Here is a 13,378-nt window from a genome sequence, read left to right as displayed (position 1 = left end):
GCATGACGTTTGCGCTGTTTCTCACCATTGTCGGCATTCACCTTGCTGCTGCTATAAGCCCGGGGCCGGCCTTCTTTGTATCGATCCGTATGGCCGCAACCGATGGCTTCCAAAACGCGGCGGCTTTGGCGCTTGGCTTTGGACTTGGGGCCGCGATTTGGGCGACCGCTGCAATGACCGGTGTTGCGATCTTGTTTGAATTGGTGCCGGCGCTGTTTACAGGTCTAAAGTTGGTTGGCGCCGCTTTCCTAATCTTTCTTGCCCTGATGATGTGGCGGGATGCCTCGGAACCGCTTCAAATCGCATCAGAGGACCAGCCTCGAAAAACCAAGCCTATCGGTGCGGCGCGTTTGGGGTTGTTGACGTTTTTGAGCAATCCAAAATCCGCTGTCTTTTTCGGCGCGGTCTTTATCGGGTTGGTTCCTCCTGAGACAAGTTTTGTATGGCAAGCTGCGATTGTTGCTGTCATCTTTTTTAATGAAACCCTGTGGTATCTTTTGGTTGCGAGGCTTTTTTCAACTGCACGCGCCAGACATGCCTATGCCCGTGCCAAATCTGGGATTGACCGAATGTTCGGCTTTTTCCTTGCTGGCCTCGGCGCAAAAATAGCCCTTACTTGACGGAGCCGAATATGACCGACCGCCTGCCCCACGAAAAAGGCTTCCACATCAGCTGGGATCAGATTCACCGCGACAGCCGCGCGCTTGCGTGGCGTCTTGACGGGCAAGGCCCAGGCGATGGATCTTGGAAAGCAATTGTTGCAATCACGCGCGGTGGCATGGCCCCAGCGATGATCATCGCGCGCGAATTGGATGTCCGCACAGTCGATACAATCTCGATCAAAAGCTATGACCATCAAAAGCAATCCGACGCCAAAGTTCTTAAAGAACCGGACGCAGAGATGATGGGCGATGGCACTGGCATTCTGATCATCGATGACCTCGTCGATAGCGGCAAAACGCTCGAAGTCGTCCGCGCCCGCTACCCCAACGCCCATTTCGCCACGGTCTACGCAAAACCAAAGGGCGAACCACAGGTCGACACCTTCATCACCGGCGTCAGCCAAGACACATGGATCTTCTTCCCATGGGACATGGCACTGCAATACGTCGAACCCTATCGCGGAACCGACTGATCTCTTTTGAGCGAAAATACCTCCGCTGGAGGCACAAAAAATCGCGTGCGGCGCAGCCGCTCCTTTTGAGAGGATTTTGAAGATGTCTCGAACAACCGCGACTTTTGCGCCGCCCGTGATGGAGGCCCGCCGTTGGCTTGAAGGCGTCACCCATCCAAGCAATCGACCGCTTTTGAATGTCAGCCAAGCGGCACCTGTTGATCCGCCCCCTGCCCAGCTGCGCGATGCGATGGCGCAGATCATCGTTGAGGATGCGGAAAGCCATCTTTATGGTCCCGTGCTGGGCTTGCCGGAGTTGCGCGCGCAAGTGGCGCAGGATTGGTCTGCGGCTTACGGCGGCAGCATTTCGCCCGATCAAGTGGCGATCACCTCTGGATGCAATCAGGCCTTTGCCGCGGCGATTGCGGCGCTTTGCACCGAGGGTGACGAAGTCATCCTACCGACGCCCTATTACTTTAACCACGCGATGTGGCTCGACATGAGCGGAGTGAAGACCGTGCCTTTGACAACTGGTGAGGGCCTTTTGCCTTCCGCAGAGGATGCGGATCGCCTGATCACCGATCGCGCTCGCGCGATTTCGCTGGTGACGCCGAACAATCCTGGCGGTGTGGAATATCCCTCAGAGGTGGTTGCGTCTTTCCGTGACCTCGCGCGCAGGCGCGGGATCGCTTTGATCGTCGATGAAACCTACCGCGATTTTGACAGTCGGACAGGTGCACCACACCCGCTGTTCCAAGACGACCATTGGGACGATACGCTTATTCACCTTTATTCCTTCTCCAAAGCCTACCGCCTTACCGGTCATCGGGTTGGTGCGGTTCTGGCGAGCCCTAAGCTTTTGGCAGAGATGGAGAAATTCCTTGATACCGTCGCGATTTGCCCCAATCAGCTTGGGCAGAGGGCGGCCCTCTGGGGGATGCGCAACTTGGGCGATTGGGTCGCGGGGGAGCGTTTGGAAATTCTGAACCGTCGCGCGGCGATTGCCGAGTTCTTTCCCCTGCTGGAGGCGAAGGGGTGGAAACTTTTGGGATGCGGCGCCTATTTTGCCTACGTCGAGCATCCCTTTGACGCCTCTTCAGCAGACTTAGCGCCGCAGATGGTGAAAGACGCAGGCATCCTGCTTCTGCCGGGTACTATGTTCGTGCCGGAGGGCGATCCGTCAGGCGCAAAACAATTCCGAGTGGCGTTCGCCAATGTGGATCGCTCCGGCATCGAAGATTTGTTCACCCGTTTGGCCAGTTTCACCCCCTAAGACTTGCACCCGCTGGCCCTGCGCCATATGCAGTTGCAAACGGCTCTGAGGGGCCTTTACAAGGATAGGCTGCGACATGGCTGAACAGAAGAAACCACGCTATTTTCTTTGGGCAATTATGATCTTGCTCTGTGTGGGATTGTTGGGCTTCGGAACCGGTGGTTTGGGCAACAATATCCGCTCCATCGGCAGCGTCGGCAACAAAGATTTGTCAGTGAACGCCTATCAAAATGCGCTGAACCAGCAGATACGCGCATTTGAGGCGCAGATCGGCACACGGGTCAGCTTCCCAGAGGCGCAAAGCTTTGGCCTTGTGAATGCGGCTCAAGCGCAACTGATCTCCAGCCGCGCCTTGGACAATGAAGCAACTGAGATTGGGATTTCCGTCGGTGATGAGCGTGTGCGTCAAGAAGTACTACGCGTACCCGCTTTCCGTGGGCTCGACGGGAACTTTGACCGCGAAACCTATCGTCAAGCCTTGCAGCGCAACGGCCTGACTGAGGCGGATTTCGAAACGAGCATCCGCGAAGATATGGCGCGCACATTGCTGCAGGCCTCCGTCATCGGCGGCGTCGAAGCGCCTGACGCTTATGCGGACGCCTTGGTGCAATTCATCGGGGAACAACGCAGTTTTACTTGGGCCGACGTCACCGAGGATGATTTGACCGCACCGATCCCCGGCCCGACGGACGCCGATCTTCAAACTTTCTACGATGAAAACCCTGAGCTCTTCACCCTGCCTGAAGCGCGTGAAATTACCTACACGTGGCTGACGCCGAATATGATCCAAGACAGCCTGTCCGTAGACGAAACCGCCCTTCGCGAGCTGTACGACAGCCGCGTGGAGGAGTATGTGCGTCCAGAACGCCGTTTGGTGGAACGCTTGGCCTTTGTCGATCCGGCAGCGGCGGAAGCCGCCAAGCAACGGATTGATGCCGGCGAGTTGGATTTTGATGCGCTTGTCGCTGAACGCGGCTTGGATTTGGCTGACATCGATCTGGGTGATGTCACCATTGACGATTTAGGTTCTGCTGGCGAGGCTGTGTTTGGCGCAAACCCAGGCGATGTGGTTGGCCCGATCAACTCCACTATTGGGCCGGCACTTTTCCGTATGAACGCCGTGCTAGCCGCCGAAGAAGCGACATTTGAAGATGTGCGACCGCAGCTGGAGGAAGAGCTTTCTGCTGATCGCGCGCGACGCGTGATTGATGCCTCTTCCGAGGGGATCAACGATCTTTTGGCTGGCGGCGCAACTTTGGAAGACCTCGAAGCTGAAACAGACATGGAATTGGGGACGATCAGCGTCACGCCAGAGACACGAGATGGAATCGCAGCCTATGAAGCGTTCCGCTCTGCAGCCGCGACGGTTGAAGAAGGCGATTTTCCTGTTTTGGACAATCTTGCTGATGGCGGCATTTTCTCGCTGCGGCTTGACGGTGTGACACCGCCGACTTTGCAGCCGTTTGACGATGTGCGTGATGAGGTGACAAACGCTTGGAACGCACAGCGCAAACAGCAAGCCATCATGGAGCGCGCGGAAGAGATCGCGGCAACCATCGAGCCGCTGACGGATTTCACGGCCATTGGCCTTGACGCAATGGTGGAGAACAACTTGACCCGTCGCAGCTTTGTCGAAGGCACGCCTCCGGGCTTTATGGTCGACGTGTTTGAGATGGACATCGCGACAACACGCGTGATTGAAAACACCGATGGGGCGATCATCGTCCGTTTGGATGGTATCCTCCCGCCGGATGCGGATGATCCTGCGGTTGCAGCGGAGCGCGAACAGATATTGGCCTCAACCGCAGCCGGCATCGCGCAGGATGTGTTCGAAGCTTACGGTAACGAAGTTCAATCGCGTACTGACATCCAGTTAGACCAGAACATCATCAACGCGATCCACGCGCAATTCCAGTAGGACAAAATGGCACTGCACCCGTCATATGAGGACTTCGCCAAAGCCTATGAGGCGGGCGAAAATCAGGTGGTTTATACCCGCCTTGCCGCTGATCTGGACACGCCAGTCTCGCTGATTTTGAAGCTGTCGGATGCGGGCAAAGACAGCTTTGTGTTGGAGAGCGTGACAGGCGGAGAAGTCCGTGGGCGTTATTCTATTGTGGGTATGAATCCGGACGTGATCTGGAAATGTCGTGGCACAGAGAGCCAGATCAACCGCGATGCACGATTTGATCCGGACGCGTTTACACCCTGCGATGATGATCCGCTGACCGCCCTGCGCGCATTGATCGCCGAAAGCCGGATCGACTTACCAGAGGGTTTGCCCGCCGCCTCTGCCGGGCTTTTTGGGTATCTGGGCTACGACACCATTCGGTTGATCGAGCATTTACCTGACATCAACCCTGATCCCCTTGGCCTGCCCGACGCGGTGATGATGCGGCCAGCCGTGGTTGCGGTTTTGGACGGCGTGAAGGGTGATGTGATTTTGGTGGCCCCCGCTTGGGCCAATTCGGGCCTCGGCGCCCGTGCCGCATATGCGCAAGCGGCGGAACGTGTCATGGATGCGCAGCGGGCGTTGGAACGCGCGGTGCCTGCACAGCGCGACATCTCCAATCCGGCGCCTGTAGCAGAACCCACATCGAATTTCACCCATAAGGGGTATTTGGACGCGGTGGAAAAGGCCAAGGAATACATCCGTGCCGGTGACATTTTTCAGGTGGTGCCGTCGCAACGCTGGACGCAAGATTTCCGCGAACCGCCCTTTGCGCTGTATAGGTCGCTGCGGCGGACAAACCCGTCGCCGTTCATGTTCTACTTCAACTTCGGTGGTTTTCAGGTTGTCGGGGCCTCGCCGGAAATCCTTGTGCGGGTCTTTGGCAATGAGGTGACGATCCGGCCTATCGCAGGCACGCGCCCACGTGGCGCAACACCAGCAGAAGACGACGCGAATGAAGCAGATTTGCTGGCTGACAAAAAAGAGATGGCAGAGCATTTGATGCTGCTTGATCTGGGGCGGAATGACACTGGCAAAGTGTCGAAAGTTGGCACCGTGAAACCGACCGAGCAGTTCATCATCGAACGCTACAGCCACGTGATGCACATCGTGTCGAACGTGACGGGCGAGTTGGCCGAGGATCAAGACGCCCTGTCTGCTTTCTTTGCGGGCATGCCCGCGGGAACAGTCTCTGGCGCTCCGAAGGTTCGTGCGATGGAGATCATTGACGAGTTGGAGCCTGAAAAACGTGGCGTTTATGGCGGCGGCTGCGGCTATTTCTCGGTCAATGGCGATATGGATATGTGCATCGCGCTGCGCACGGCCGTTGTGCAGGATCAAAAGCTCTATATCCAAGCCGGTGGCGGGGTCGTTTATGACAGCGATCCACAGGCGGAATATATGGAAACCGTTCACAAATCGAACGCGATCCGTAAAGCGGCGGCAGATGCAGCGATGTTCAGTGGTGACGGCAACAGCTAAACGCAAGTTTCGGGTCGCGCCGGTTTCTTTTGATGGCTAGGGTTTCGGTGACATACCGAAGGCACTGACATGTCAAGCCCACCGCAACTCACCCTGCCCTCATTGCTGATGCTTCTGGCCTTGGCTGCGGTTTGGGGCGGGTCGTTTTTCTTTGCTGAGATTGCCTTGACCGAACTTTCGCCCATGACGGTGACGCTTCACCGTGTTCTGTGGGCCTTGCCGATGTTGTTTGTGGTGGTGAAATTCGCTGGCGTGCCGATCCCAACGGACCCCAAGGTTTGGGGCGCATATCTGGTGATGGGCGCGTTGAACAATGCGATTCCTTTCACGCTGATCTTTTGGGGGCAAACGCAGATCGATAGCGGGCTGGCGTCGATCTTGAATGGGATGACCGCGATTTCGGGCGCGGTTATTGCGGGTTTGTTGTTGAAAGACGAACCCCTAACTGCGCCTAAGATCTTTGGCGCACTTTTTGGGGTGGCAGGCGTTGCGGTGATCGTTGGGCCTGATGCGTTGCAAAGCCTGAGCCTTGCCAATATTGGGCAGTTTGCGATCTTGCTAGCGGGTGTGTCCTATTCGTTGGCCAGCGTTTGGGGACGCACGAAATTGGGCAGACAGCCGCCTTTGGTTAACGCTCTTGGCATGATTGCGGGCAGCACGGTCTTGATGGTGCCATTGGTCTTTTTGGTCGATGGCGTGCCAAAGTTTGAGATGTCCGCGACCGTATTTGCGGCGATGCTTGGGCTTGTGATGCTGTCCACCGTTTTGGCCTATCTTTTGTATTTCGCCGTTTTGGTGAGGGCGGGGGCTGCGAATTTGATGTTGGTCACGCTGCTGATCCCACCATTCGCCATTGCGCTTGGGGTTTTGTTCCTAGGCGAAGTGATGACGCTGACAGCTTGGATCGGGTTTGCGCTGATTGCGGTTGGGTTGTTGGTGACGGACGGGCGGATTTTCCGGGGGTCTTTGTGACGCGGCAATGAAAGGCGTAACAAAAGGTTCGAGCCCGGCCCCGAGGGCGGCCCTGAATTTGCGCTGACTTTGCTCAAAGAGCAGAAGGTTCAATCTCTTACAAACATCTCCATTTCGCACTCGCCCTGGGGGGCGGGGTCGGGCGCGAACCGGATCGCAAGCGATCCGGAAGCAACTATTGACGGAATGGCTTTGAATTGCCGGGGCTAGTTCGCCGCAGGTGCCAAGACCGCCGAGAGCGGTGCGAGAACCACTTGGCCGCGATTGTTGGCGGCATCCCATCCGACAAGCGCGTCCAACGTCTCTGGCCGCAAACGTGCGAGAAGGATGACGCTGCCGTCTTGGCGGGCGCGGAAGGCGGCTTGATCAACGAACCGGCGGATCACGCGAGCATCTTGGCCATCTCCATCCAGGTCGCGGTAGATCGCGGCGGCAGGAACGCCTTCGGACTGAGCGGTTCTGAGCGCTGAATTGAGGCCTTTGGGAAAGATCACTAGGCCGCGGCCATCTTCGGCCATCGCTTCAATGGTTTGGTTTGTGACATCGCGGCTCGATTGAAGGCCTGTTCCTCCTTCATCGACAAAGGCCACCGCTTCGGGGACGGCTTCGAGCGCGGACTGGAGCGTGACTTCGACGTCGGACGGTAGTGCGCCAGCTGGAAACTGTGCTCTGAGCGCGACCTCGGCACCGGCATCGCGGAACGCCGTCATGCGAGAAATGGCATCAGGTGTGCCGCTATCGACGACGAGCGTAACGGGGAACGGCAAGAGGCGAATGAGGTCAGCGCCGCTTGCCAGCGCGGGATCATCCAATAGGACGAGAGAAACCGTCGGTGTTCCGTCTGGATTTTCGAACGTCGCCGCATACCGCTGCAGTGCAGGCGCATTTGGATCGATCTCGGCAGGTGCCGCGGTTTCAGCTTCTGCCTCGGGTTGGCTTCCAATGATCCGGTTCACGCGCACGCCTGAGGTGCCCGTTGGAAGGCCGGACGATGTTGTGGCAACGCCCGCTGTGACGGTTGGTTCGTCATCGGTGGTCGGAGCGGGTTCTGCCGTTTCGATGGACTGATCTTGAGGCTCAGTGGCAGCAGTGTCGTTTTCAATAATTGGTGGTTCAGGGTCCGTCGTCTCAACGATCACCGGTTCTTCTGTGATCTCTTGATCTTCGGTCGTTTCGGGTTGCGTCAGTTCGACCTGTTCAGTCTCCGGTTCAGGGACAACAATCGGATCAGCCGGAACTGTCGACACAGCTACATCCTGTTCAAGCGTGGGCGTTTGGATGCTGCTTAGAGGTTCTGATGGCTCGACGGGAGTTTCGCTGCTGCTGGCGACGTTAGGCGCCTCGGCCTCTTCTGGATCAACAAGCCCGCCTTCGATCGATGCGGTGTCCGGCACCTCTAGCGGTGTGGTGTCCAATACGTCAGATGCGGTTTCAATCTGTGGTTCGTCCACGGCCGGTACAGTCGCCGGAGCAGACGCATCAGCATCTGTTTCTGCTGCTTCGATTTCGGGCGCTTCGGTCTGAGGAACCTCAGCAACTACCGGCACTTCGGTCTGTGGCGTTTCGGGTGGCACGTTGGAAATTGGCGCAGGTGCTACAATGGAAAGCGACACCAAAAGGATCGCCCCTAAAACCACAGCGAGAAAAGCACCCGAAAGAAGTGACTTTAGCACCTGACTGCCCCTTGTTTGCCTGCCCGGCCTTGACGCGGTCTTGCCGCATGGCCCATGTATTGGCGCAACCATACCCCGACAGATGCCTGTTGCGGTAGCCCTTATTTCAAAACCGGCGAACCCTGACCATGCTTTTGCTCATCGATAACTACGACAGTTTTACCTATAACCTTGTGCACTACCTTGGCGAATTGGGTGCAGATGTGGTTGTGCACCGCAATGATGCGCTGAATGTGCAAGAGGCCATGGGGCTGAAGCCTGAAATGATCATGCTGTCCCCGGGGCCGTGCGATCCGGCGCAAGCGGGCATATGTCTGGCCCTCACGGAAGCTGCGGCAGAGACACGGACGCCGCTGATGGGCGTGTGCCTTGGGCACCAAACGATTGGTGAGGTCTTTGGCGGAAAAGTCGTGCGGTGCCACGAGATTGTGCATGGCAAGATGGGCACCATGAAAAATGACGGTAAAGGGCTGTTCAAAGGTCTGCCAGCCTCGTTTGAGGCGACGCGGTATCATTCTTTGGTCGTGGAGCGCGAGACGTTTCCGGATGCTTTGGAGATCACGGCAGAGCTTGAGGATGGCACAATCATGGGGCTACAGCACAAGACGCTGCCGATCCATGGGGTGCAGTTCCACCCAGAATCGATAGCGTCAGAGCATGGCCATGCCTTGCTGCAAAACTTCCTTGATCTTGCAAAGGTGCCAGCATGAGCGACGCAATGAAGCCTTTGATCTTTGCGGCGAGCGAAGGTCCACTGTCCCGCGTGCAGGCCGAAGCCGCCTTTGTCCTGCTTTTTGATGGCGAGGCCCTGCCATCCCAAATCGGCGGTTTGCTGATGGCAATGCGGGCACGTGGTGAATCGGTGGCGGAATATGCAGCGGCGGCGGCTGTGATGCGTGACCGGTGTAATCCGGTGGCAGCCCCAGAAGGCGCGATTGATATTGTCGGCACCGGCGGTGACGGGATGAAAACGCTGAACATCTCGACCGCGACAGCCTTTGTTGTGGCCGGGGCCGGTGTGCCTGTGGCTAAGCATGGCAACAAAAACTTGTCGTCCCTTTCCGGTGCGGGTGACATTCTGACTGAGATGGGTGTCAACATCATGGTCGGGCCAGAGGTGGTTGAGGCGGCGCTGAAAGAAGCAAACATTGGCTTCATGATGGCCCCAATGCACCATCCAGCCGTGCGGCATGTGATGCCGGTGCGGCAGGAACTAGGATGCAAAACGATCTTTAACATCTTGGGGCCATTGACAAATCCGGCCGGAGCGAAGCGTCAGCTCACAGGAGCCTTTGCGCCCGATTTGATTTTCCCAATGGCAGAGACGTTGAAGGAGCTTGGTTCCGAAGCGGCTTGGCTGGTGCATGGATCAGACGGGACGGATGAACTGACGATCTGCGGGACGAGCGCGGTTGCGGCGCTGACGCCAGATGGCAAAATCGTCTCTAAAGAGGTTCACCCTGAAGATGCTGGTTTGCCGGAGCATCCGTTTAAGGACATTCTCGGCGGAACCCCTGCTGAGAATGCTGAAGCGTTCAGGGCGATCTTGGATGGTGCGCAGAACGCCTATCGCGACGCTGTTTTGTTCAATGCGGCTGCAGCATTGGTCGTGGCAGAACGGGCCTCTGATCTGAAAGAAGGTGTCGGCCTTGCGGCGGAAAGCATCGACAGCGGAAAAGCCAAGGCGGCTGTTGAGGCCTTGGCTCGCGTGACTTCCGCAGCCTAGTGTTCGATCTCAGCCGTCTGGGCACTTGGGGCGACTTGCCGTTTTTTGCGGACGCATTGCCTTCCATCGAAGCGGCGTTGGCGGGACAGCAGTTTTTGCCGCCTGAGCATCAGGTTTTCGCCGCACTTGAGCGTGTGCAACCCGAGGATTGCCGCGTCTTAATCCTTGGCCAAGATCCGTACCCGACGCCCGGACACGCCCATGGGCTCGCCTTTTCAGCCGAAGAAGGAACTACGCCGTTCCCCAAATCAATACTCAATATTTTCAAAGAGATGGAAAGTGATCTTGGCGAAAACCCAAGCTCACCCGATCTGCATCACTGGGCGGATCAAGGCGTTCTTTTATTGAATACCGCGCTGACCGTGCGCCCTCATGAGGCCGGATCACATGCAAAACTCGGATGGTCCGAGCTTACTCGACAGGTCGTCGCGCGATTGGATGAAGCCCCGCGCGCGTGGCTGCTGTGGGGCAAACATGCGCAGGGGTTTGGTCAGGATTTGGCCGCGTATCACCTTAAAATCGAAACCGCGCACCCGTCGCCCTTGTCGGCTTACCGTGGATTTTTCGGCTCTCGGCCATTTTCAACCGTCAACCAGTGGCTTATGGATCAAGGTCAGGAACCAATCACTTGGGTAGGCGCATGACCGACACCATTCTGGACAAGATCAAAGCCTATAAGCTGGACCATATCGCCGCGTGCAAAGAGGCCATGCCGATTGGCGAGGTTGAGGCCCGCGCCAAGGATGCGCCAGAAACGCGCGGCTTTCACAAGCGGTTGGTCGAAGCGAGCCGTCAGGGATACGGCCTGATCGCTGAAATCAAGAAAGCCAGCCCCTCCAAAGGGTTGATCCGGCCGGATTTTGACCCGCCCGCATTGGCGAAAGCTTATGAGGACGGAGGGGCAACATGCCTTTCGGTTCTTACAGACGGGCCGAGCTTTCAGGGCGATGACAGTTTCCTGACGGCCGCACGATCGGCGGTATCCCTGCCCGCCCTGCGCAAAGACTTCATGTATGACACCTATCAGGTCGCCGAAGCCCGCGCGCTTCATGCGGATTGCATCTTGATCATTCTCGCCAGTGTCAGTGACGCGCAAGCTCAGGAACTGGAAGATGCCGCTATTAGCTGGGGCATGGATGTCTTGCTGGAAGTTCATAACGCCGAGGAATTGGAACGCGCTTGTCATCTCAAATCGCCTTTGATGGGGATTAACAACCGCAATCTCAAAACCTTTGACGTGACATTGGACACGACAAGAGAACTTAGCCGGCAGGTGCCAGCCGATCGTATGATCGTCTGCGAAAGCGGGTTGTTCACGCCTGACGACCTGGCGGATATGGCTCGATATGGCGCGCGCACCTTCCTGATTGGTGAAAGCCTGATGCGGCAGGACGACGTCACGACCGCCACGCGAGAACTTTTGTCGAAACCTCTGACAGCATCGGGGATGTGATGGCCCTCAGCCACTTTGACGACAGCGGTAAGGCCCATATGGTCGACGTCTCTGACAAAGAGATCACATCGCGGATTGCTATGGCGGAGGGATACGTCACGATGACGGCTGAGACCCTCGCGCTGATCAAAGAGGGGCGCGCGGAAAAAGGTGATGTTTTAGGGATCGCGCGTCTTGCTGGGATTATGGGCGCAAAAAAGACAGCAGATTTGATCCCGCTTTGCCATCCGCTGCCGATCACGAAAGTCAGCGTTGCGTTGGAGCCGGACGACGACTTGCCCGGCGTGCGTATTTCCGCCACCGTTAAGACTACTGGCAAAACAGGTGTGGAGATGGAAGCGCTGACGGCCGTATCGACTGCGGCACTGACCGTGCATGACATGGTGAAAGCGGTGCAGAAGGATATGGTCATCGGCGGCATCAAAGTGACGCTAAAGGATGGCGGCAAATCGGGACGGTTTGAAAATCCATGATATCCGTTGAAGAGGCCCTGTCGGCGCTCTTTGCGCTCGCCTCGCCGCTAGATACAGAGGTTGTTCCTTTATCGGAGGCCAACGGGCGCGTATTGGCGGCCCCCCTGACCGCCAAACGGAACCAACCACCCTTTGCTGCTTCTGCCATGGACGGCTATGCGATCTTTGGCGATGCAGCGGCCCCAGGAGACAGTTTTGAGGTTATCGGGGAAGCCGCCGCAGGCCATGGGTTCAACGGCACTTTGTCCGAAGGTCAGGCCTGTCGGATATTCACTGGCGCGCCCCTACCCGCTGGCGCTGGTCGTGTCATCATCCAAGAAGATGTGGAGCGCGATAATGCTCGTATCATCTTGGCAGAAAAACTCGATCCCAACCTCTACATTCGCCCCGCCGGTGCGGATTTCAAAGCTGGTGATACCTTTTCAGCTCCACGCGCTTTGCGCCCGTCAGACATTGCCCTTCTAGCGTCGATGAACCATGCCAGCGTACCCGTGACACGAAAGCCCGTGGTGGCGATCATCGCAACGGGGGATGAGTTGGTGCAACCGGGGGAGACACCGAACCAAGATCAGATCATCGCGTCCAACAGCTATGGTTTGGCAACCTTGGTCAATGCCAACGGTGGCCATGCGCGGATTCTACCGATTGCGAAAGACAACCTGCCCTCGTTGAAACTCGCCTTCGATCTCGCGTTGGACGCCGATTTGATCGTGACAATTGGCGGCGCGTCTGTGGGGGACCACGATTTGGTGGCCGAGGCGGCTGCTAATTTGGGGATGGCGCGTTCCTTTTACAAAATCGCGATGCGACCGGGGAAGCCTTTGATGGCTGGGCGGCTTGGGCGTTCGATGATGATCGGGCTTCCCGGGAATCCTGTTTCGGCTATGGTCTGCGGTCATATCTTTGTGCTGCCCGTTTTGCGCAAAATGCTTGGCCTCGGGGCAGCGGCTGCTCCGCGACAGAACGCTATCGTCGCAAAAGACATCCCCGTAAACGGCCCACGTGAACACTATATGCGCGGTCGGATCGAGAATGGTCAGGTCACGACATTCGAACGGCAGGACAGCGCATTGCTAACCGTTTTGTCGGATGCCAATTGCCTCTGCGTGCGGCCTCCAAAGGCGCCGCTTACAGCCGCAGGTGAGACGGTGGAGGTGGTTCTGATCTGAGCTGAACCGCGTCCAGAGTTGACACAAAACGAGAACATGCGTAGAACATACTCAAAACATGGCCCAAAATGGGCACAAAAACACGAGGTTTT

Annotated in this window: 13 protein-coding genes; 12 read left to right on the top strand and 1 reads right to left on the bottom strand. The window is 57.2% G+C overall.

Going from position 1 to position 13,378, the window contains the following annotated elements; genetic code table 11:
* Nucleotides 1-2 precede the first annotated feature (2 nt).
* From BUA85_RS01900 to BUA85_RS01875, 6 genes are all read left to right on the top strand, one after another.
* Complete coding sequence (locus BUA85_RS01900) at nucleotides 3-620, top strand: LysE family translocator (protein ID WP_072898859.1); 618 nt, start codon at nucleotides 3-5, stop codon at nucleotides 618-620.
* 11 nt (nucleotides 621-631) lie between these two features.
* Nucleotides 632-1,135, top strand: a complete 504-nt coding sequence (gpt, locus tag BUA85_RS01895) for a xanthine phosphoribosyltransferase (RefSeq protein WP_072898858.1) — start codon at nucleotides 632-634, stop codon at nucleotides 1,133-1,135.
* A gap of 82 nt (nucleotides 1,136-1,217) precedes the next feature.
* Nucleotides 1,218-2,387 (top strand): aminotransferase, encoded by a 1,170-nt coding sequence (locus BUA85_RS01890; RefSeq protein ID WP_072898857.1) that lies wholly within the window; start codon nucleotides 1,218-1,220, stop codon nucleotides 2,385-2,387.
* 76 nt (nucleotides 2,388-2,463) lie between these two features.
* Nucleotides 2,464-4,305, top strand: coding sequence for a SurA N-terminal domain-containing protein (locus BUA85_RS01885; protein WP_072898856.1), 1,842 nt, complete (start codon nucleotides 2,464-2,466; stop codon nucleotides 4,303-4,305).
* A 6-nt stretch (nucleotides 4,306-4,311) separates the two neighbouring features.
* Complete coding sequence (gene trpE, locus BUA85_RS01880; protein WP_072898855.1) at nucleotides 4,312-5,820, top strand: anthranilate synthase component I; 1,509 nt, start codon at nucleotides 4,312-4,314, stop codon at nucleotides 5,818-5,820.
* A 69-nt stretch (nucleotides 5,821-5,889) separates the two neighbouring features.
* The gene (locus BUA85_RS01875) at nucleotides 5,890-6,792 is read left to right on the top strand and encodes a DMT family transporter (RefSeq protein WP_072898854.1); all 903 of its coding nucleotides are present in this window, start codon (nucleotides 5,890-5,892) and stop codon (nucleotides 6,790-6,792) included.
* Nucleotides 6,793-6,998: 206 nt separating this feature from the next.
* Here BUA85_RS01875 and BUA85_RS01870 read toward each other — a convergent pair whose 3' ends face one another.
* Nucleotides 6,999-8,465, bottom strand: a complete 1,467-nt coding sequence (locus BUA85_RS01870; RefSeq protein WP_165611569.1) for a divergent polysaccharide deacetylase family protein — start codon at nucleotides 8,463-8,465, stop codon at nucleotides 6,999-7,001.
* 128 nt (nucleotides 8,466-8,593) lie between these two features.
* Here BUA85_RS01870 and BUA85_RS01865 point away from each other — a divergent pair, with 128 nt between their 5' ends.
* Genes BUA85_RS01865 through BUA85_RS01840 form a run of 6 tightly spaced genes read left to right on the top strand, consistent with a single transcriptional unit; the run spans nucleotide 8,594 to nucleotide 13,286 of the window.
* Nucleotides 8,594-9,175 (top strand): anthranilate synthase component II, encoded by a 582-nt coding sequence (locus BUA85_RS01865; protein WP_072898850.1) that lies wholly within the window; start codon nucleotides 8,594-8,596, stop codon nucleotides 9,173-9,175.
* Nucleotides 9,172-10,191 carry an anthranilate phosphoribosyltransferase gene (trpD, locus tag BUA85_RS01860; protein ID WP_072898848.1) on the top strand — a complete coding sequence of 340 codons (1,020 nt, stop codon included), beginning with the start codon at nucleotides 9,172-9,174 and terminating at the stop codon, nucleotides 10,189-10,191. Before BUA85_RS01865 ends, trpD begins: the two co-directional genes overlap by 4 nt.
* Nucleotides 10,191-10,835, top strand: coding sequence for a uracil-DNA glycosylase (locus tag BUA85_RS01855; protein ID WP_072898846.1), 645 nt, complete (start codon nucleotides 10,191-10,193; stop codon nucleotides 10,833-10,835). Before trpD ends, BUA85_RS01855 begins: the two co-directional genes overlap by 1 nt.
* A complete protein-coding gene (gene trpC, locus BUA85_RS01850) occupies nucleotides 10,832-11,644 on the top strand; it encodes an indole-3-glycerol phosphate synthase TrpC (RefSeq protein ID WP_072898844.1) in 813 nt (270 codons plus the stop codon). The genes BUA85_RS01855 and trpC overlap by 4 nt, the downstream gene beginning before the upstream one ends.
* Nucleotides 11,644-12,117: a cyclic pyranopterin monophosphate synthase MoaC gene (moaC, locus tag BUA85_RS01845; protein ID WP_072898842.1), complete on the top strand. Its 474-nt coding sequence runs from the start codon at nucleotides 11,644-11,646 to the stop codon at nucleotides 12,115-12,117. The genes trpC and moaC overlap by 1 nt, the downstream gene beginning before the upstream one ends.
* Nucleotides 12,114-13,286 carry a molybdopterin molybdotransferase MoeA gene (locus BUA85_RS01840; RefSeq protein ID WP_072898840.1) on the top strand — a complete coding sequence of 391 codons (1,173 nt, stop codon included), beginning with the start codon at nucleotides 12,114-12,116 and terminating at the stop codon, nucleotides 13,284-13,286. Before moaC ends, BUA85_RS01840 begins: the two co-directional genes overlap by 4 nt.
* Nucleotides 13,287-13,378: the final 92 nt, after the last annotated feature.

It is taken from the genome of Cognatiyoonia sediminum, from assembly GCF_900129845.1.
In the GTDB taxonomy this organism is placed as follows: Bacteria; Pseudomonadota; Alphaproteobacteria; order Rhodobacterales; family Rhodobacteraceae; genus Cognatiyoonia; species Cognatiyoonia sediminum.
Note: the sequence above shows the minus strand (reverse complement) of the source record. Positions and strands in the feature narration are given on the sequence as shown.